Annotated in this window: 18 protein-coding genes; 7 read left to right on the forward strand and 11 right to left on the reverse strand. The window is 71.6% G+C overall.

Annotated elements, in window-relative coordinates; translation table 11 throughout:
• Together HNR20_RS08390 and HNR20_RS08395 are read right to left on the reverse strand one after the other, a co-directional pair.
• Window positions 1-1602, reverse strand: coding sequence for an alkaline phosphatase D family protein (locus HNR20_RS08390; RefSeq protein WP_221309743.1), 1602 nt, complete (start codon window positions 1600-1602; stop codon window positions 1-3).
• Between the two features lie 144 nt (window positions 1603-1746).
• Window positions 1747-2745 (reverse strand): hypothetical protein, encoded by a 999-nt coding sequence (locus HNR20_RS08395; protein ID WP_184177909.1) that lies wholly within the window; start codon window positions 2743-2745, stop codon window positions 1747-1749.
• Window positions 2746-2847: 102 nt separating this feature from the next.
• On the opposite strand from HNR20_RS08395, the gene HNR20_RS08400 reads away from it, so the two are divergent.
• The 6 genes from HNR20_RS08400 to HNR20_RS08425 all read left to right on the forward strand — a co-directional run bounded on the left by HNR20_RS08400 (window position 2848) and on the right by HNR20_RS08425 (window position 7785).
• A complete protein-coding gene (locus tag HNR20_RS08400) occupies window positions 2848-3333 on the forward strand; it encodes a hypothetical protein (RefSeq protein ID WP_184177911.1) in 486 nt (161 codons plus the stop codon).
• A 78-nt stretch (window positions 3334-3411) separates the two neighbouring features.
• Window positions 3412-3801 (forward strand): VOC family protein, encoded by a 390-nt coding sequence (locus tag HNR20_RS08405; RefSeq protein ID WP_184177913.1) that lies wholly within the window; start codon window positions 3412-3414, stop codon window positions 3799-3801.
• A gap of 123 nt (window positions 3802-3924) precedes the next feature.
• A complete protein-coding gene (locus HNR20_RS08410) occupies window positions 3925-5106 on the forward strand; it encodes a sensor histidine kinase (RefSeq protein ID WP_184177915.1) in 1182 nt (393 codons plus the stop codon).
• A gap of 55 nt (window positions 5107-5161) precedes the next feature.
• Entirely contained in the window at window positions 5162-6304 is a 1143-nt protein-coding gene (locus HNR20_RS08415; RefSeq protein ID WP_229687107.1) for a phosphatidylglycerol lysyltransferase domain-containing protein, read from the forward strand.
• Window positions 6277-6990 carry a response regulator transcription factor gene (locus HNR20_RS08420; RefSeq protein WP_184177919.1) on the forward strand — a complete coding sequence of 238 codons (714 nt, stop codon included), beginning with the start codon at window positions 6277-6279 and terminating at the stop codon, window positions 6988-6990. The genes HNR20_RS08415 and HNR20_RS08420 overlap by 28 nt, the downstream gene beginning before the upstream one ends.
• A 72-nt stretch (window positions 6991-7062) precedes the next feature.
• Window positions 7063-7785, forward strand: a complete 723-nt coding sequence (locus tag HNR20_RS08425) for a hypothetical protein (protein WP_184177921.1) — start codon at window positions 7063-7065, stop codon at window positions 7783-7785.
• Here the strand turns inward: HNR20_RS08425 and HNR20_RS08430 are convergent.
• The 7 genes from HNR20_RS08430 to HNR20_RS08460 all read right to left on the reverse strand — a co-directional run bounded on the left by HNR20_RS08430 (window position 7667) and on the right by HNR20_RS08460 (window position 14002).
• A complete protein-coding gene (locus tag HNR20_RS08430) occupies window positions 7667-8647 on the reverse strand; it encodes a GlxA family transcriptional regulator (RefSeq protein ID WP_184177923.1) in 981 nt (326 codons plus the stop codon). The genes HNR20_RS08425 and HNR20_RS08430 overlap by 119 nt on opposite strands.
• Window positions 8648-8651: 4 nt before the next feature.
• Entirely contained in the window at window positions 8652-9260 is a 609-nt protein-coding gene (locus tag HNR20_RS08435) for an isochorismatase family protein (RefSeq protein ID WP_184177925.1), read from the reverse strand.
• 81 nt (window positions 9261-9341) lie between these two features.
• A complete protein-coding gene (locus HNR20_RS08440; protein WP_184177927.1) occupies window positions 9342-10094 on the reverse strand; it encodes a lysophospholipid acyltransferase family protein in 753 nt (250 codons plus the stop codon).
• A gap of 83 nt (window positions 10095-10177) precedes the next feature.
• Window positions 10178-12238: an amylo-alpha-1,6-glucosidase gene (locus HNR20_RS08445; RefSeq protein WP_184177929.1), complete on the reverse strand. Its 2061-nt coding sequence runs from the start codon at window positions 12236-12238 to the stop codon at window positions 10178-10180.
• Window positions 12238-12609, reverse strand: coding sequence for an SCP2 sterol-binding domain-containing protein (locus HNR20_RS08450; RefSeq protein WP_184177931.1), 372 nt, complete (start codon window positions 12607-12609; stop codon window positions 12238-12240). The genes HNR20_RS08445 and HNR20_RS08450 overlap by 1 nt, the downstream gene beginning before the upstream one ends.
• Window positions 12610-12827: 218 nt before the next feature.
• On the reverse strand, window positions 12828-13244 hold the full coding sequence (locus HNR20_RS08455; protein ID WP_184177933.1) for a CBS domain-containing protein: 417 nt from the start codon (window positions 13242-13244) through the stop codon (window positions 12828-12830).
• A gap of 74 nt (window positions 13245-13318) precedes the next feature.
• A complete protein-coding gene (locus HNR20_RS08460) occupies window positions 13319-14002 on the reverse strand; it encodes a TMEM175 family protein (RefSeq protein ID WP_184177935.1) in 684 nt (227 codons plus the stop codon).
• 119 nt (window positions 14003-14121) lie between these two features.
• On the opposite strand from HNR20_RS08460, the gene HNR20_RS08465 reads away from it, so the two are divergent.
• Complete coding sequence (locus HNR20_RS08465; RefSeq protein WP_184177937.1) at window positions 14122-14703, forward strand: nucleotidyltransferase family protein; 582 nt, start codon at window positions 14122-14124, stop codon at window positions 14701-14703.
• 18 nt (window positions 14704-14721) lie between these two features.
• Here the strand turns inward: HNR20_RS08465 and HNR20_RS08470 are convergent, their stop codons facing one another.
• Window positions 14722-15162 carry a PPOX class F420-dependent oxidoreductase gene (locus tag HNR20_RS08470; RefSeq protein ID WP_184177939.1) on the reverse strand — a complete coding sequence of 147 codons (441 nt, stop codon included), beginning with the start codon at window positions 15160-15162 and terminating at the stop codon, window positions 14722-14724.
• A 124-nt stretch (window positions 15163-15286) separates the two neighbouring features.
• The gene (locus tag HNR20_RS08475; RefSeq protein ID WP_184177941.1) at window positions 15287-16312 is read right to left on the reverse strand and encodes an aspartate-semialdehyde dehydrogenase; all 1026 of its coding nucleotides are present in this window, start codon (window positions 16310-16312) and stop codon (window positions 15287-15289) included.
• Window positions 16313-16428: the final 116 nt, after the last annotated feature.

Consider the following 16428-nt stretch of genomic DNA (forward strand, 5'->3'; position numbering starts at 1 on the left):
TCATGCCGCGTGCAGGCCGGGATTGCCGGCCTCGACGGTGAACGAGCTGATGGTCTTGACGGGCGCGTCGTTGCGGTCGACGTACGGCACCGCCCGGTAGTCGGCTCGCAGCTCACGCTCGGTGAGCCGGACCCTGAGGTAGCCGCGCCGCTCGTTGACGAGCTTCAGGTGCGGGTTGCTGTCGAGGAACTTCTGCCCGGTCGCGGAGATCTCGCTGCCGTTGCCGCCGCTGCTGATCGACGACGCCACGAGTTCCACGCCGTACGTCTGCGAGGCCGGGTCGGCGAAGTCACGCTTCATGTCCAGCGCGTACGCGGCGTGCACATCGCCGGTGAGTACGACCGGGTTGCGTCCCCGCAGCATGGCGAGCCCGTCGAGGGTGACCTTCTGCTCGGCGGCGTAGCCGTCCCAGGCATCCATGTTGTACAGGTCGCCGGCCGTCGGGTCCTGGTCCATCCGGCTCATGATCACCTGGTTGGCGAGCAGGTTCCAGGTCGCGTGGGAGGTGCGGACGCCGTCCAGCAGCCAGCGTTGCTGCTGGGCGCCGGCGAGGGCACGGGCCGGGTCCCGCCGCTCCTCGGAGTCGACCTTCCAGCCGTCGCTCGAAGCCTGGTCGGCGCGGTACTGACGGGTGTCGAGCACGTTCAGCTCGGCCAGCCGCCCGAAGGTGAACCGGCGGTAGAGCATGTAGTTGGGTCCCTGCGGGGCCGGCGAGCGCAGCGGCATGTGCTCCCAGTAGGCCCGGTAGGCGCTGGCCCTGCGGACCAGGAAGTCCTCGACCGGGGCGTTGGTCCTGGAGATCAGGCCCGCGTAGTTGTCCTGCACCTCGTGGTCGTCCCAGGTGGGAATCCACGGTGCCGCCTGGTGCGCCGCGCGCAGGTCGGGGTCGGACTTGTAGAGCGCGTACTGGAGGCGGTACCGGTCGAGCGTGTCGGCCTCGGTGCGGAACTGGCTCGGCACCGGCTCGGCGAGATTGCGCAGCCCGCCGGAGGCGGAGATGCCGTACTCGTAGATGTAGTCACCGAGGAACACCACCGCGTCGACGTCCTCGGCGGCGATGTGCTGGTGGGCCGTGTAGTAGCCGTCCGTGTAGGCCTGGCAGGAGGCGACGGCGAAGGTGAGGTGGTCGACCCGCTGGCCGGGTGCCGGGGTGGTGCGGGTACGACCGACCGGGCTGAGGTACCGGCCGACCTTGAAGCGGTACCAATACTGCCGGCTGGGCTGCAGGCCGCGCACGTCCACGTGCACGCTGTAGCTGTACTCGGGTCGCGCGGTCGCGCGTCCGGAGCGGACGATCCGCCGGAACCGCTCGTCGGTGGCTACCTGCCACTCCACCTCGACGGCGTGGTACGGCATGCCGCCCAACGGCTCGTACGGTCGCGGCGCCAACCGGGTCCAGATCACCACCGCTTCGGGCAGCGGGTCGCCGGAGGCGATGCCGAGGGTGAACGGGTCGTCGTGGAGCTTGTCGGTGGCGGCAGCCGCGCTCGACCCACCGGGCAGGTTGGTGGCGAAGGCGAGCGCCGTGGCGGCACCGGTCACGGTCAGGAACCGCCGCCGCGCCAGACGGGCTGCCGGTCTGGGGTCTTCCACTGGGATCACGCGCAGGGTTCCTCTCGAAGGGACACGATTTGTCCTGCAGTCGTTGATCATTAAGTGGTAGCCAGATGACAGGCGGATGGCGGCCCGTTGAGCACGGCGTGGACCGAGGCCGACATCCACCCACCAGAAAGCCGGTCAGCCGGCTCAGATGGGCCCCAGCAGGGTGGCCAGAATGTCGTCGCCCTGGCCGAGCTGAGCCCCGCCGGTCGTTGGCACGATCAGGAAACGTCGACAGCCGTCGAGTTCCACGTACCGTTCGGGACCGGCGCCGTCCAGCGGGCGCAGCACCGCGAAGCGGGATGCCGGGGTGGCACAGTCGACCACCGCGCGGCGGTTGGCCAACGCCCGAAGCACGCCCGCCTGGCGCTCGGCCGGGAGCGGCCCGCCGTACACGAAATCACCCGCCGGTTTGCCGCCGCCCTGCTGGGACGCGGGCACCTGGTAGACGCAGAGGCGCATCGGCCCGGCGGCCGGCGGTATGGCCGGCCCGGGCGTCGCGGGGCGTCCGTTGGTGGTCTCCACCCACACCATGTCCGCCCACCGTTGCGCGCATCCGGCGGCCTCGGCCGCCGGGGATCCGACCGGCCCGACGGTACGGGTGTCCACCGTGGTCCACTGCGACCCGTCCAGCGCGGCGAGGACCTCGGGGCGCGGTCTGCCGCAGGAGGTTGTCGGCAGGTACGGGCGCAGCCAGCGTCCCCGGTCGTCGACCAGGGCCAGCCATGGCGGGACGACCATGTCGAGGGTGCAGATGTTCTCGCCGCGCGCCCGTTGGTTGGGCAGGCGCAGCGCGGCGAGCAGCGCGGCGATCTCCTCGGCGCGTCGCTCGGTGGCGACCTGCTCCTGACCCCCGTTGGGGCCCGGCCGGATCTGCCGCCCGCAGATCACGGCGGCGACCGGGCTGAACGCGGGGTCGATGCGCCCGATCCTCGGCTCGGGCTCGGCCGGTGTCGGCGTCTGCGTGTTCGGCAGCGACAGGACGCCTCCGGCGTGGGGCGCCGCCTTGGCGCAGGAGGTCCACGTCTCGACGATCTGGGCCGGGCCAGGCTCGTTCTCGACGCCCGGCCCGATGTTCGTGCCACCGCAGCCGCTCAGCACCACGCCGAGCAGCGCTGCCGCCAGTGCCGATCGGCCCGCGCGCATCCGGCTCACCACCTCTCCACCCGAAGATGGGACGGACGGTGGACGCTCCCGGTTCCGGCGCGCCAGACGGAACCGACGCCCGCTGTTCGGCGTCGTAGCGGGGTGGACAGACGACGTGCCGCGGTCCTCAGCGTGACCGCGTTGCTTGCCGCGACGGGATGCACCGGGCCGAGCGACGTGCGGGATTCCCCGCCGGCGAGCGCATCGGCGAATCCCCCATCGAGCGGCCCCACCGCGCCCACCGTCCGTCTCGTCGAGGAACACCTGGCGGATCTGCACCTCTGGGTGAGCAACCAGTCGTTCAGGGACGACCCGGTCGTCCTCACGGTGAGCATCGACGGCACCGAGATCGTCGATCAACGCTTCACGGTCGGAAGCCAGCACAACTTCGTCCTGTTCCCGGTGAAGGTGCCTCCCGGCGGGCACGTGGTGCGCGTCGTCTCGGGCACGGGCGTCGACTTCCAGGAGAGGTTCACGATGCCCGAGGGAGGGCGCCGGTACGCGGCGATCGGCTATGTGAACGCCGTGGATGACCGTGGTCGGGCAATCGACTGGTTCTTCCGGTCCACCCCGATCGCGTTCGCCTGAGCGACCGGCGGCGTGACGCGGGCGACCAGCCGGGACGCCGCCGGCCAGGTGCGGAGCGCCCGCCGGCAGAATGGCCGAATGGCACATCTGGGACTTGTCGCGCTACTGGTCAGGGAGTATGACGAGGCGATCGACTTCTACGTCGGCGACCTCGGGTTCGAGTTGGTGGAGGACACCGCCCGTCCGGACGGTTCACGTTGGGTGGTGGTCCGCCCAGCGGGCGCTCGGGAGACGGCGTTGCTGCTGGCCCGAGGAAGCACCGCCGAGCAGCAGGCCCGGGTCGGCGACCAGACCGGCGGGCGGGTCGGGCTGTTCCTCCACACCGAGGATTTCGCCCGGGACCACGCCCGGATGGTGGCCGCCGGGGTGCGTTTCCTGGAGGAGCCGCGGCACGAGGCGTACGGTTCGGTAGCGGTATTCGTCGATCTCTACGGCAACCGGTGGGACCTGCTCCAGCCCGCGGCCTAACATGACGATTCTGCGACACATCGCGCACAATGGGTGATCACAGCCGATCAACCGTGTTATTCTCCGACGTCGATCTATGCCGCGCGGACCCGGACCGGGTCGTTGTCGGAAGGACACTTCCCGATGCCGGCCGTTGCCACCCAACCCGTGCCGCCGCCGCCCACCCTGGACAATCCGGCTGGTGGCGCGCTCGGCCTCATCTTCACCACGATGCCGGCCCTGCTGCGGCTGACCTGTGGTGTGATCGGCGCGGCGGTGGCCCTGTCGGTGCACGGCCCGCCGGTCGAGCCTGTCGTGTTGCTGCCGGTCGTCGCCGCATTGACCGCCTGGTCGGTCTGGTACGCGCACCGTGCGTTGCGTCATGGCATCAACCCGGCCCTGGTCGCCGCTGACGTCGCGATAACCGCGGCGACCTGCCTGCTCATCCCCGTGCTGGTGGCACCGGGGGTGCTGCCCGGCGAGGGCAGTTGGATCGCCGTGCTGGCCAGCACCACGGTGATCAACGCGCAGGCCACCGCCCCGGCGCGCTGGTCGATCCCGGCCGGGTTGCTCGTCGTCGCCGCGTACGCGACGGGCGCACAGGCGGCCGGCAACTCCACCGAGGCTCGGGCGCACGCGGCCACGCTGCTGGTGCAGACCGCCTGCACGGCCATGATGGCGACGGTGATGCGCCGACGGATCGGCCGCGCGGACCGCGTGTTCGTCGAGCATCAACGGTTGACCCGGGAGGCGTTGGTCGCACGGGCCGCCCGCGACGCCGAACGCCAGCAGAATCGCGACCTGCACGACACGGTGCTCGGCACGCTCACCATGGTGGGGCTCGGCGCGGTGGCCGGCCCTTCCGCCGCGTTCCGCGACCGGTGCGCCACCGACCTGCGTACCCTCGTCGCGCTCACCAACGTCGGCCCGGTGGCCGGCGACGGCCCGGTGCCGTTGGACGGGCGGTTGCGGGCGGTGGCGGGCCGGCTGCCCGAGCTGTCGGCGCACCTGGACCTGGAGTCGTGCGCGGTCCCGGCCGGTGTGGCCGACGCGATCAGCGAGAGCACCTACGCGGCGCTGTCCAACGTGGTCCGCCACGCACCGGGGGCGCGGGTCACGCTGCGGCTGAGCCGGGACGCGATCGGCGTCGCGGTCGAGGTCGCCGACGACGGCCCCGGCTTCGACCCGACCACCGTCCCACCCCACCGGTACGGGTTGCGCGAGTCGATCCGCGGCCGGATGGCGGCGGTCGGTGGGCGGGCCGACGTGCAGTCGGCAGCCGGAGCGGGCACCCGGATTCGCCTGGAGTGGCCCGGTGTCGGCTGACCTCGGCGCCCCGGCGCACCCCATCCACGGACCGGAGGCTCCGGAGCGGACCAGCGTGCCCGCACCCCGGCAGCCGACGTCCGCGGCCGGGCTCGCCGCTCCGGCTGCCGTGGCGCACGCGTCCGACCGGGGTGCCCGGATCGTCGCCGTCGCCATCGCACTGGCCTGGCACGTGGCGATCGGGTTGCCGGCGGTGCTGGCCGCCCGCGCGGAGCTCGGCGCACCGGCGGTGGTGCTCGGCGGCTGGGCACTGGTCGCGGTGGCCGGCGCGGTGGCCGGGGTGCGGCTGCTGCGCGGCTCGCCGCTGCCGCCGTGGCCGCTGGCCGGGCTGCTGCTGGCCGTCGACGTGGCCGTCTTCGTCGCCGTCGGCGACCGGCAGTTGTTCACCGCCGCCAACTGGGTGTGGGGCACGCTCGGTTGGTTCTTCGTGCTGGCGCTGTGGGGTCGCCGGGTGGTGGGGCTGATCGCCCTGCTGACCACGCACGCGGTGATCGCGCTGATCGCCGTGCTCGGGCACGGCCCCGACCCGGCCGACGTGGCCCGCTACGTGATGTACGTCTACGGCACGTTCTCCCTCCCGGTGGCGGTGTTCGTGGGCAGCGCGGTGATCGTCAGCCTGGCTCGGGAGCGGGCCGCGGTCTCCGCAGCCGGCCATGCGATGGCTGCGGAGCGGGATGCCGCCGAGCGGGCCCTCCGGGAACGCCGGGACCGGCTCACCCTGGTCAGCTCGGCGGCCGGGCGGGTGCTCGGGGAGTTGGCAGCCGGCCAGGTCGACCCGGACGACCCGGAGGTGCAGCGCCGGTGCATGTTGGCCGCCGCCCGGCTGCGCCGACTGATCGCGGAGTCCGACGACGTGCCCGACCCGCTGCTGCACGAGTTGCGGGCCGCCGCCGACCTGGCCGAACGCAATGGTCTGCCGATCGACCTGGTCACCATCGGCACCCCGCCGCCGCTGCCGGTGGAGATCCGACGCCGGCTGGCCGACCCGCTCAACGGCATCCTCGCCGACGCCCGGGGCTGGGCGCGACTGACCGTGGTCTCCGGTCCGGACGAGGTGGTGGTCAGCCTGGTCACACCGGACCGGGAGGGGCCGGAGGCCACCGGCCCGCCCCCCGGGGAGCACGACGACGGGCAGGTAGAGCACCTCTACGAACGGGACGGAAGCATCAGATGGGCGCAGACCCAGTGGCGGCGGTGACCGGCGACCGGCCGATCGGGGTGGCGATCGTCGACGACCACCCGGTGGTGGTCGACGGCGTACGCGCCTGGCTCGCCACCGAACCACGGCTGACGGTACTGGCAACCGGGGACGACCCGGACGAGGTGCTGCGGGCGGCGCCGGACGCCGACGTCGTCCTGCTCGACCTGCGGCTGCACGGGCGGATGGCGCTGGACAAGTTGGCCGAGCTGAGCGCCGCCGGGCGGCGGGTGGTGGTCTACTCGGAGCACACCGACCCCGCGACCATGCTCGCCGCGCTGGACGCCGGGGCGGTGGCGTTCCTGGCCAAGCACGAAGGTCGGGAGCACTGCGTGGCGACCGTGCTGGCCGCCGCGAGCGACCGGCCGTACGTGCCGCCCGCGCTGGCCGGGGCGATGGTCGGCGACCCACGGCCGGACCGGCCGATGCTGTCCGACAAGGAGCGGGAGGCGCTGCTGCTCTGGTTCCAGTCGATGTCCAAGGCGTCGGTGGCCCGTCGGATGCAGATCAGCGAGCACACCGTGAAGCAGTACGTCGACCGTGCGCGGATCAAGTACACCCGGGCGGGGCGGCCAGCCGCCACGAAGGCGGCATTACTCGCCCGCGCGATCGAGGACGGCCTCGTCCGCCCGGAGGAGATCGGCATCTACCGGTCACAGGCGACGCACGACCGGCCGACCCCCTAACGGGCGTCATGACAGCCGTCTCCCGATCCGCCAGGCTTCACAGCACAGCCATCTGACCGGGAGGTCGTGACGATGCACGCCGACGCGTCCCCCTTCTTCATAGCTCCCCACCGGTTCGACGCCCCGGACGACGATGTGGGGCCGACCCTGGATTACCGCTACAACCTGCGTCCCGTCCCCGGCGAGCGGGTGCTCGGGCGGCACCGGCTGCTGGTCGCGGGTTACCTGCTCGGGCCCACAGAGACGCGGCGCGGCTGGCAACTGCCCGAGCAGGTCTCGGTCACCGTCACCGACCAGCGGATCTGCTGGGTGGGTAGCGGCTCCCAACTGTCGCTGGTCGTCGACGACACCCCACGGTCCCGGCCGCCCGCCCGCCTCAACGGCCTGATGAGCGGGCAGATCCGCTGGCAGTGGCCGTCCCGGTTGGAGCTGCCGGCCGCCGAGCAGGACGCGGCGGCGCAGTTGCTGATCGTCTGCGACGCGTTACGCACCATCCAGCAGCCGGCCCTGGCCCTGGACGGGCCGGCCGGTGAGGTCGCCGCGCTGGCCCGGCAGGTCCGCCGGGCGGTCGCCATGTTCCGGCTCACCCGCCCTCAGCTGGTCGACCTGTCGGCGCAGGAGCGCGACGTGCTGCTGCTGCGGGCCGGCCCCAGCCTGCTCGCCGGGGACACCCGGGTCACGCTGCCCGGCTCGCTGCCGGTGGAGTTCCACTCCCGGGACGACTACTACCGCTCAGGGCCGGAGCCGACCCCGTGGAACGGGCTCGCAGGCGGCGCAGCATCCGGGCATCGGTGAAACCGACAGTTCGCGCGGCGGCTTCCACGGTCGTGCCGTGCCCGATCAGGTGCTCGGCACGCTCCACCCGCAGCAGTTGCTGGTAACCGAGCGGGGTGAGCCCGGTGGTCGCGCGGAACAGCCGGGTCAGCGTCCGTTCGGCCACGCCGCCGGCGGCGGCCAGATCGGCCAGTGGCAGTGGCTCCGCGTACCGGCTGTCGATCAGGTCCTGCACCCGGTGCACGGAGTCCGACAGGTGGGAGCGGTGCCGCATCATCGCGCTGGCCTGCTGCTCGTGCCCGTTGCGGCGGGCGTAGACGACAAGCGTGTGGGCGATCTTCGCGGCGATCGCCGGGCCGTGCCGGGTGGCCACCAGGTGCAGCGCCACGTCGATGCCACTGGCGATGCCGGCCGAGGTGACCACCCGGTCGTCGACCACGTACAGCACGTCACGGGTGACCCGGGCCGCCGGGTGACGGCGGGCCAGGTCGTCCTGCACCTCGTGGTGGGTGGTGCAGCGGCGGCCGTCGAGCAGCCCGGCCCGCCCGAGGGCGTACGCCCCGGCGCAGACGCTGGCCACCGTGCCGCCGGCCGCGTGGTGCTCGGCCAGCCGCCGCAGGTCGCCGGGCGACACGGGCCCCTCCGGCCCGTGCGCCGCCGGCCGCCAACCGGGCACGATCACCAGGTCGTCCGGGGCCAACTCGGGCCACTGGAGTTCGGCGACCAGCGGTACGCCCTGCACCGTGGGCACCTGCTCCCGCTCGGCGACGTAGTGCAGCTGATAGTCGTAGCCGAGGTCGGCGGCACTGGAGAAGACCTGGGCCGGCCCGGCGAGGTCCAGCAGGTGCAGTTGCGGGACCAGCAGAAAGACGACCCGGGTCATCGCGTCAGCTCCGGGTGCCGGCGAGGATCGCGCCGGTCACCTCGTCCACGGTACGGATGGTCGCGAAGCGGCCGGCCAACGCGTACTCGGTGCGGGTGACGATCTCCTCGTTGGTCAGGGTGCGCGGGTCGGCGAGGATCTCCTCGACCGTGGCGGTCTCCGGCACGTCCCAGTGCGGGATGGGGAAGGTCAGCGTGGCGTCGGTGACGAAGGTCATCCGGTAGCCGAGGTCCGAGCCGACCCGGGTCGTGGTCTCCACGCACTGCTCGGTGCGGATGCCGCAGACGGTGATGTCGAGGATGCCGGCCTGGGTGAGCTGCTGCTGGAGATTCGTGGTGGTGAACGCGTTGTGCGCGGTCTTGACCAGCGTCGGCTCGCCCTCGGCCGGCACCAGCCCCTCGATCAGCCGCACGTGCCCGAGTGCGGGGTCGAACAATCCGCCCGTGCCGGGCTCGGAGTGCAGGACCCAGACCACCAGGTCGCCGCGCTCCCGGGCGGCGGCGACCAGCCGTTGGACCTGACCGACCATGTCGGGGTTGGAACCGTACGCCCAGATCGGGCGCTGACGGAAGGATTCCTGAACGTCGATCACGACGAGTGCTGCTCTGCTCATGACTGAAGATCCTGACCGGAGAACGGACGCGCCGGCAGACACCATCATGCCCGGGTGCGGAACGATCCGGCCAACTCGTCGTCAGGCGCTGGCGGTGCGGCGCTCGTCGGCGGCGTCCAGAGCGGCGGCCTCCTCCGGCGTGGGCGCGCTGCCGCCCAGGTGCGCGGGGAGCCACCAGGTGTCGTCCGGGCCGGCCGGCGCGTCCGGGTACTCCCGCTGGGCCCGATCGACGAGCGCGTTGAGCCGGGTCTTCAGCTCGGCGTCGAGCAGGTTCGGGTCCGGGAAATCGGCCGGGTTGATCGGCTCGCCGATCAGAACGGTGATCGGCGTGTGCCGGCGGGTGAGCGTGCGCGGGTGACCCTTGGTCCAGAGCCGCTGGGTGCCCCACAGCGCGACCGGCAATACCGGCACCTTCGCCGAGCGGGCCATCCGGATGGTGCCGCTCTTGAGCTCCTTGACGGTCAGCGACTGGCTGATCGTCGCCTCGGGGAAGACGCCGACGACCTCGCCGCGCTTGAGCGCGGCCACGGCGGCGCGGAACGAGGCCGCGCCGGCCTGCCGGTCGACCGGAATGTGCCGCATCCCCCGCATCAGCGGCCCGGAGATCTTGTGCGTGAAGACCGACTGCTTGGCCATGAACCGAACCAGCCGACCCGACGCGTTCGCACCCAGACCGGCGAAGATGAAGTCGAGGTAGCTGACGTGGTTGCTGGCCAGCACCGCCCCGCCGGTGCGGGGAACGTGGTGAGCGCCCTCAATGGTGATCTTCAGGTCGAGAAGGCGAAACAACGTCTTGGCGGTGGCGATAACGGGCGGGTACACGAGCTCCGGCATCCGCAGAATCTACCCTGCCCGGCTGGGTGGCGACCGGCGGCGGCGCGGGCTGCGCGCCGCCGCCGGTTCTGCGGTCGCTTCGATCAGTCGGCGAGGTTGTCCAGGTCGAGTCGGCCCCGGGCGAAGGCGTCCATCCGACCCCAGCGACCCGGGATGTCCAACACCTCGATGCGGCCCATCCCCACCGGCAGCCGCGGCTCGACCGCCAGGTGACCCTCGTGCGGCTCCAGACCGAGCATGGTGCGGAGCAACAGCAGCGGCGTACCTGTCGACCAGGCCTGCGGGCTGCACGCCGTCGGGTACTCCACCGGGAACTTGGTGAGCTCCCGCGGGTAGCCGCCGAACGCCTCCGGCAACCGGCCGTCGAAGTAGGTGGCCGCGTCCAGGATGCCGCTGGCGATGGTCGCGGCCTCCTCGGCGAAACCGTAGCGGCGCAGGCCCCAGGCGATGAACGAGTTGTCGAACGGCCAGATCGTGCCGTTGTGGTAACCGATCGGGTTGTACCGGGCCTCCCCCTCGGCGAGCGTCCGCACGCCCCAGCCGGTGAAGAGTCGCGGCCCCACCAGGTGCTGGGCGATCTTCTCCGCCCGCTCGGGCTCGACGATCCCGCTCCACAGCAGGTGGCCGATGTTGGAGCTGAGGATGTCGCACTGGCGGCCGTCCGGGTCCAGGGCCAGGGCGTAGTACTCGCCGTCGTCCACCCACCAGTCCCGGTTGAACCGCGCCTTCAGCTCCGCCGCCTCCCGCTCCAACTGGTCGGCGAACTCCGGGTCGTCCCAGAACTCGCGAGCCATCCGGGCCGCGCGGATCTTCGCGTCGTACGCGTACCCCTGCACCTCGCAGGTGGCCCGTGGGAACGGCGGCAGCGTGCCGTCGGAGTAGGAGATCGAGTCCCAGGAGTCCTTCCAGCACTGGTTCTCCAGGCCGGTTTCGGTGTTGCGGCGCTCGTACCAGATGTAGCCGTTGCCGACCAGGTCGGCGTAGTTGTCGATCCACCTCAGCGCCGCCCGTGACTCCTGCTCCAGCTCCTTGACCAGCGCCACGTCCCCGGTCCACCGCTCGTACTCGTCGAGCAGCACGACGAACAGCGGCGTCGCGTCCACCGAGCCGTAGTACGGCGAGTGCGGCTGCTCCTCGAAGGCCGCGGTCTCGCCGTAACGCATCTCGTGCAGGATCCGCCCCGGGTCCTCGTCCCGGAAGTCGTCGAACCGGCTCCCCTGCAGGGACGCGAGGATGCGCAGCGTCGTCTTCGACAACTGCGGGGTGAACGGCAGGGTCTGCAGGCAGGTGAGGATGCTGTCCCGACCGAACATGGTCATGAACCAGGGCAGGCCGGCGGCCGGCAGGGTGGCGCCGCCCAGCGACAGGGGCGAGAAGCGCAGCGCCGCCAGGTCGATCAGGCTGCGCCGGTAGGTGCTGGCCACCCGGCCGTGCTGACTGTTGACCTTGGGCGCGTCCGCGATCCATTGCTCCAGGTCGTGCTGCAGGGCAAGCCGCTCGGTGCCGTGCACGCGCAGTCCGAAACGCAGATCCCGGCCGCCGGGCCCGACCGCCTGCGTCTGGACGTCGATGGCGGCTTCCCACTGCTCGTTGGGTTCCAGATGGACGGTGTACGCGAAACCCTTGCTGTCGTAGCGGGCCGCCATCGACGAGGAGATGATCGTCTCCCGCTGGAAGTTGCCCCGGCGATAGCCCAACCGCAGCCGGTCCGGCTCGACCTCGGTGTAGATCTCGCCCTTCTTGTTGAGGATCTCGTCCTTGACCTGGAACAGGTCGGCGAAGTCCGACGCCGCGTCCATCCGGACTTCCAGCTCGACCGGCTTCTCGTCGTGGTTGAGGATGGTGAGCTGCTCTCGGAAGCTGCCACCCACCGCGCGCTCCCGGATGATCGACAACTTCGCGTCCACGTAGTGCGTGGCCATCCCCGGGACGAGGAAGAACCGCGACTCGAAGTACTGCAGGTCGTCGTAGGAGAGCGAGTTCAGCCGCTCACCGTTGACGGTCAGCACCCAGGTGGACAGGAACCGGGTGTCGATGGAGAACAGCCCGGTCGGCTCGCTCGGAGTCGCCTCGATGTCGCCGGTGTCCTCGCAGACGACGAACGTGTTGCCGTCCAGGATCCGGACCGTGTTGCTCTGCCCCATCAGTGCACCTCCCCCGCGAAGCGGCGACGAGGCCCCCGGGCGTCCGGGGAACTCGGGAAGATCCGCTCCACCTGCACCACCAGCCGGGCGTCGCCGGTCACCGTCATGTCCCCGCGCAACAGCGCAGCCAGGCCGTGCTCACGGCCCGCGGCGATGTCGTCGAAGAGGACCGGGCTCGCGCCGATCACCGTGTCGGCTTCCTGGTCCTCCTGACTCACCTCCAGCCGGCCGCGGTCGATCCTCAGCAGCCAGTGCCGGGTCTGCGCCCCCTCGTGCAGGTCGATACGCAGCGTCCCGGAGGTCTTCGCCAGCAGGGGCTCGTACCCCCGCCGGTCCAGATCCTCGAAGAACCTCGTGGTCGCGTCCACCATCGGGTCCACTCCTCCCAGTTGCCGGGCCCGGGATCCCACTACCGCGCTCAAGTCGCGCGGACGGCCGGCGTTGCACACGTCCCCGCACGGGTCCCCGCCGCCTCCCCGGTCAACCTCGCCCGGATCGGGTGAGTGAACTCGGCACCGGTCTGGTCCGGACATCGCAGCGCCGGCTCCCCCCGCATCGGGGAGAGCCGGCGCGCGCCCGCGGCGGACGGTCAGTTGTTCGGGTCGTCGGCGCTGATGTCCGCGAGCACCGACTGCGGTTCACGCTCGACGGCGAGGTCACCCATCGACACCAGGCCGACAAGGCGCCCGTCGTCGATCACCGGGAGCCGGCGTACGGCATACGTACGCATCAGATCCGCGGCGGCCACCACGTCGTCGTACTGACTCACGGTGATCACGTCGCGGGTGGTGATCTGGCTCAGCCGGGTCGAGCCCGGGTCCATGTTCTCCGCGACACCTCGGACCGTGATGTCCCGGTCCGTGACGATGCCGACCACACTGTCGCCGTTGGTCACCACCACGTCACCAATCGCGCTGTCACGCATCTCCTGCGCGGCTGCGATGAGCGTCTCGTTGCCGTCCATCGTCACCAACCGGGTCGTCATGAACTCTCCGACCGTTGTCATGGTGCTCCCCTCTCGGTGTCGGCACGGCCCGTCTACCCGGCGCTCGGGAGCAGGTAACGCTGGCGGGCCGGCGCCTATCCGTGGGGGTGCCGCAGGCTCCGCAACTCGTACAGGCCACTGCTGGTCATGGCATAGAAGATCGGCAGCAGCAGGAAGATCACCAGCGCGAAGAGCGGACTGGCCAGGAATCCGACGAGGATCGCCAGCGCGTACCCCAGGACGCCGGCCGCGGCTCGCGCCCGTTCCATGGGGAAGAACCCACCCGACACGGTCTCGTCCAGCAGATCGTGATGTCGAGCCAGGTAGTGGTACAGCCCCAGCCAGGTCACCGAGAGCAACCCGCCGACCAGGCCGTAGAGGGCCACGCCGGTCCGCTGGTCCGACTGGTCACCCTCCCGCAGGGCCTGCGAGAGGACCGAGGTGGCGAACGGCACCAGCGCGGTACTGAACAGCACCGCGAGGTTGTACCACTGGAGGCCCTTGCCGCTGCTGGTGACCCGGTTGAAGGCGGACCGGTGGTTCAGCCAACTGACCGCCACGAACACGTACGACGTGACGTAGGCGAGGTACGCCGGCCACTGCTCGAACAGCGCGTGCAGCAGCTGACCGCGCCCGACCCGAGGTGGCTGCAGATCGAGCACCAGCAGCGTGATGATGATGGCGAAGACACCGTCGCTGAACGACAGCAGACGGGAGGTTTCCCGGCGCAGGGGCGGGCCGCCGGGGCGGGCCTCGTCGCTGGTCGTGTCGGCGCCCATCCACCCCTCCCCCGACGTTCCGTGGCGGCCGAGTCGGCACGGGAGGGCGGTATACCCGTCGACGGGCGCCGCACCCACCTGCGGCCGGCACGCCTCGGCCCGCCGCCTACCGTGGGCGGATGATGCCGGGCGAGGGCGAGTTGCGGGAGCTGATCAGCGGCAGCGGTTGGCTGACCCGGGCGTTGACCGTGGTGCGGGACTCCGGGCTGCCGGACGCGTGGATCGGCGCGGGTGCCCTGCGCGATCTGGTCTGGGGTGAGCGGTACGGCGACGGGTTCGACCCGGCGACGGTCCGGGACGTGGACGTGGTCTTCTTCGACCCGACCAGGCTCACCCCCGACGACGACCATCGAGCCACCGCCCGACTGGCGGCGGCCTGGCCGGAGCCGCAGTGGCAGGCCCGCAACCAGGCGGCGGTGCACACCTGGTACGCGGCGAAGTTCGGCGGCGACCCGATCGAGCCGTACCGCAGCGTGGCCGAGGCAGTCGCCACCTGGCCGGAGTACGCGACCGCGGTCGCCGTCCAGCTGGACCTGGCGAACCGCCTCAGGGTCTGCGCCCCCTACGGCCTGGGGGATCTGCTGGGCGGGATCTGGCGGCACAACCCGGCCCGGGTGGACGTGGCCCGGTCCCGACAGCGGTTGGCCCGGCACCGGCCGGCGCAGCGCTGGCCCGGGGTGACCGTGATCGAACCGGGCTGACCGGCAACGACGAGCGCGTCAGCCTCGGGGTGGCATGCCGTAGATCCGCTCCACGTGCAGCCGCAGCACCAACCGTCCCTCGTCGACCATGGCCTGGCGGTACTCGTCCCAGTCGGGGTGTTCGCCACTCAGCGCCCGGTAGAGCGCCACGAGCTCCTCGACGGTCTCGTCGCCGGATTCGACGGCCGGGGTGGTCAGCTCGGCGCGACCCTCGACCACCGCGTACGCCCAGCCGTCGTCGCTGGCGACGTGGAAGCTGGCGCGCGGGTCGCGGCGCAGGTTGGCGGTCTTGGCCCGGCCGTCGGTGACGGACACGCGGATCAGGCCCGCGGCCCGATCGAAGGAGTAGACCACGGTGGAGAGCTGTGGCCGCCCGTCCCGCTTGATGGTCGCGAGAACGCCCATCGAGCGCTTGGCGACCAGATCCGTCAACGCCTGCTGGGTACGGTCATCCGGCACGTTTTCCTCCAGGTGGGACGGTCGGCATCGTCCTATCCAAGCACGACCGGTCGACCAGGAGCGGGCCCCTCGAACGGGACCCGGGCCCTCGCCGACGTCGACGAGGGCCCGGTGACGGCGACGGTCAGCGACGCTCGGCGGCGACCAGCTCGGCGATCTGCACCGCGTTCAGCGCGGCACCCTTGCGCAGGTTGTCGTTGGAGCAGAACAGGGCCAGCCCGTACTCCGCGGTTTCGTCGGCCCGGATGCGCCCCACGTAGGTCGGGTCCTGCCCGGCGGCCTGCAACGGCGTCGGCACGTTGGTCAGCGCCACCCCGGGCGCGTCGGCCAGCAGCTCGTGGGCGCGCTGCGGGGTGAGCGGCCGGGCGAACCGGGCGTTGATCTGCAGCGAGTGGCCGGTGAAGACCGGCACCCGGACGCAGGTACCGGAGACCAACAGGTCGGGGATCTCCAGGATCTTGCGGCTCTCGTTGCGCAGCTTCTGTTCCTCGTCGGTCTCGAACGAGCCGTCGTCGACGATCGAACCCGCCAGCGGGAGGACGTTGAAGGCGATCGGCTCGGCGAACGAGCGCGGCGCGGGGAACTCCACGGCCGACCCGTCGAAGGCCAGCCCGGCCGCGTGCTCGGCAACCTTGCGGACCTGCTCGTCCAGTTCGGCGACGCCGGCCAGCCCGGCACCGGAGACCGCCTGGTACGTGGAGACGACCAGGCCGACCAGACCCGCCTCGGCGTGCAGCGGACGCAGCACCGGCATCGCGGCCATCGTGGTGCAGTTGGGGTTGGCGATGATGCCCTTCGGGCGGTCGAGGGCGGCGTGCGGGTTGACCTCGGCGACCACCAGCGGCACCAGCGGGTCCATCCGGAACGCGGAGGAGTTGTCGATCACCACGGCGCCGGCCTCGGCGACCCGGGGGGCCAACTCCCGGGCGGTGCCCTTACCGGCCGAGAAGAGCACGATGTCCAGCTCGGAATAGTCGGCGGTCGCCGCGTCCTCGACAGTCACCTCGCCGTCGCGCCACGGCAGTGTGCGCCCGGCGGACCGCGCCGAGGCGAACAACCGCACCTGCTCCGCTGGGAACTCCCGCTCCGCCAGCACCCGCCGCATCACGCCACCGACCTGGCCGGTGGCCCCCACAATGCCGATCCTCATGCCCGCGAGGCTACCCAGCCCACCCCCACGAACGGGACCCCTTTCCCACCGCCCGCGTCCGGCATCACACCCACCCCCCGACCCCCACCTCGTTGATCATGAAGTTATCGCCGCGA

This window comes from Micromonospora parathelypteridis (genome assembly GCF_014201145.1).
In the GTDB taxonomy this organism is placed as follows: Bacteria; Actinomycetota; Actinomycetes; order Mycobacteriales; family Micromonosporaceae; genus Micromonospora; species Micromonospora parathelypteridis.

Excerpts from the sequence above, each read along its gene's own strand:
- HNR20_RS08445 (WP_184177929.1), bottom strand. The coding sequence starts at position 12,238 with ATGGGGCAGAGCAACACGGTCCGGATCCTGGACGGCAACACGTTCGTC.
- HNR20_RS08395 (WP_184177909.1), bottom strand. The coding sequence starts at position 2,745 with ATGCGCGCGGGCCGATCGGCACTGGCGGCAGCGCTGCTCGGCGTGGTG.
- HNR20_RS08440 (WP_184177927.1), bottom strand. The coding sequence starts at position 10,094 with ATGCCGGAGCTCGTGTACCCGCCCGTTATCGCCACCGCCAAGACGTTG.
- HNR20_RS08410 (WP_184177915.1), top strand. The coding sequence starts at position 3,925 with ATGCCGGCCGTTGCCACCCAACCCGTGCCGCCGCCGCCCACCCTGGAC.
- HNR20_RS08420 (WP_184177919.1), top strand. The coding sequence starts at position 6,277 with ATGGGCGCAGACCCAGTGGCGGCGGTGACCGGCGACCGGCCGATCGGG.
- HNR20_RS08465 (WP_184177937.1), top strand. The coding sequence starts at position 14,122 with ATGATGCCGGGCGAGGGCGAGTTGCGGGAGCTGATCAGCGGCAGCGGT.
- HNR20_RS08450 (WP_184177931.1), bottom strand. The coding sequence starts at position 12,609 with ATGGTGGACGCGACCACGAGGTTCTTCGAGGATCTGGACCGGCGGGGG.
- HNR20_RS08425 (WP_184177921.1), top strand. The coding sequence starts at position 7,063 with ATGCACGCCGACGCGTCCCCCTTCTTCATAGCTCCCCACCGGTTCGAC.
- HNR20_RS08455 (WP_184177933.1), bottom strand. The coding sequence starts at position 13,244 with ATGACAACGGTCGGAGAGTTCATGACGACCCGGTTGGTGACGATGGAC.
- HNR20_RS08430 (WP_184177923.1), bottom strand. The coding sequence starts at position 8,647 with ATGACCCGGGTCGTCTTTCTGCTGGTCCCGCAACTGCACCTGCTGGAC.
- HNR20_RS08460 (WP_184177935.1), bottom strand. The coding sequence starts at position 14,002 with ATGGGCGCCGACACGACCAGCGACGAGGCCCGCCCCGGCGGCCCGCCC.
- HNR20_RS08435 (WP_184177925.1), bottom strand. The coding sequence starts at position 9,260 with ATGAGCAGAGCAGCACTCGTCGTGATCGACGTTCAGGAATCCTTCCGT.
- HNR20_RS08475 (WP_184177941.1), bottom strand. The coding sequence starts at position 16,312 with ATGAGGATCGGCATTGTGGGGGCCACCGGCCAGGTCGGTGGCGTGATG.
- HNR20_RS08405 (WP_184177913.1), top strand. The coding sequence starts at position 3,412 with ATGGCACATCTGGGACTTGTCGCGCTACTGGTCAGGGAGTATGACGAG.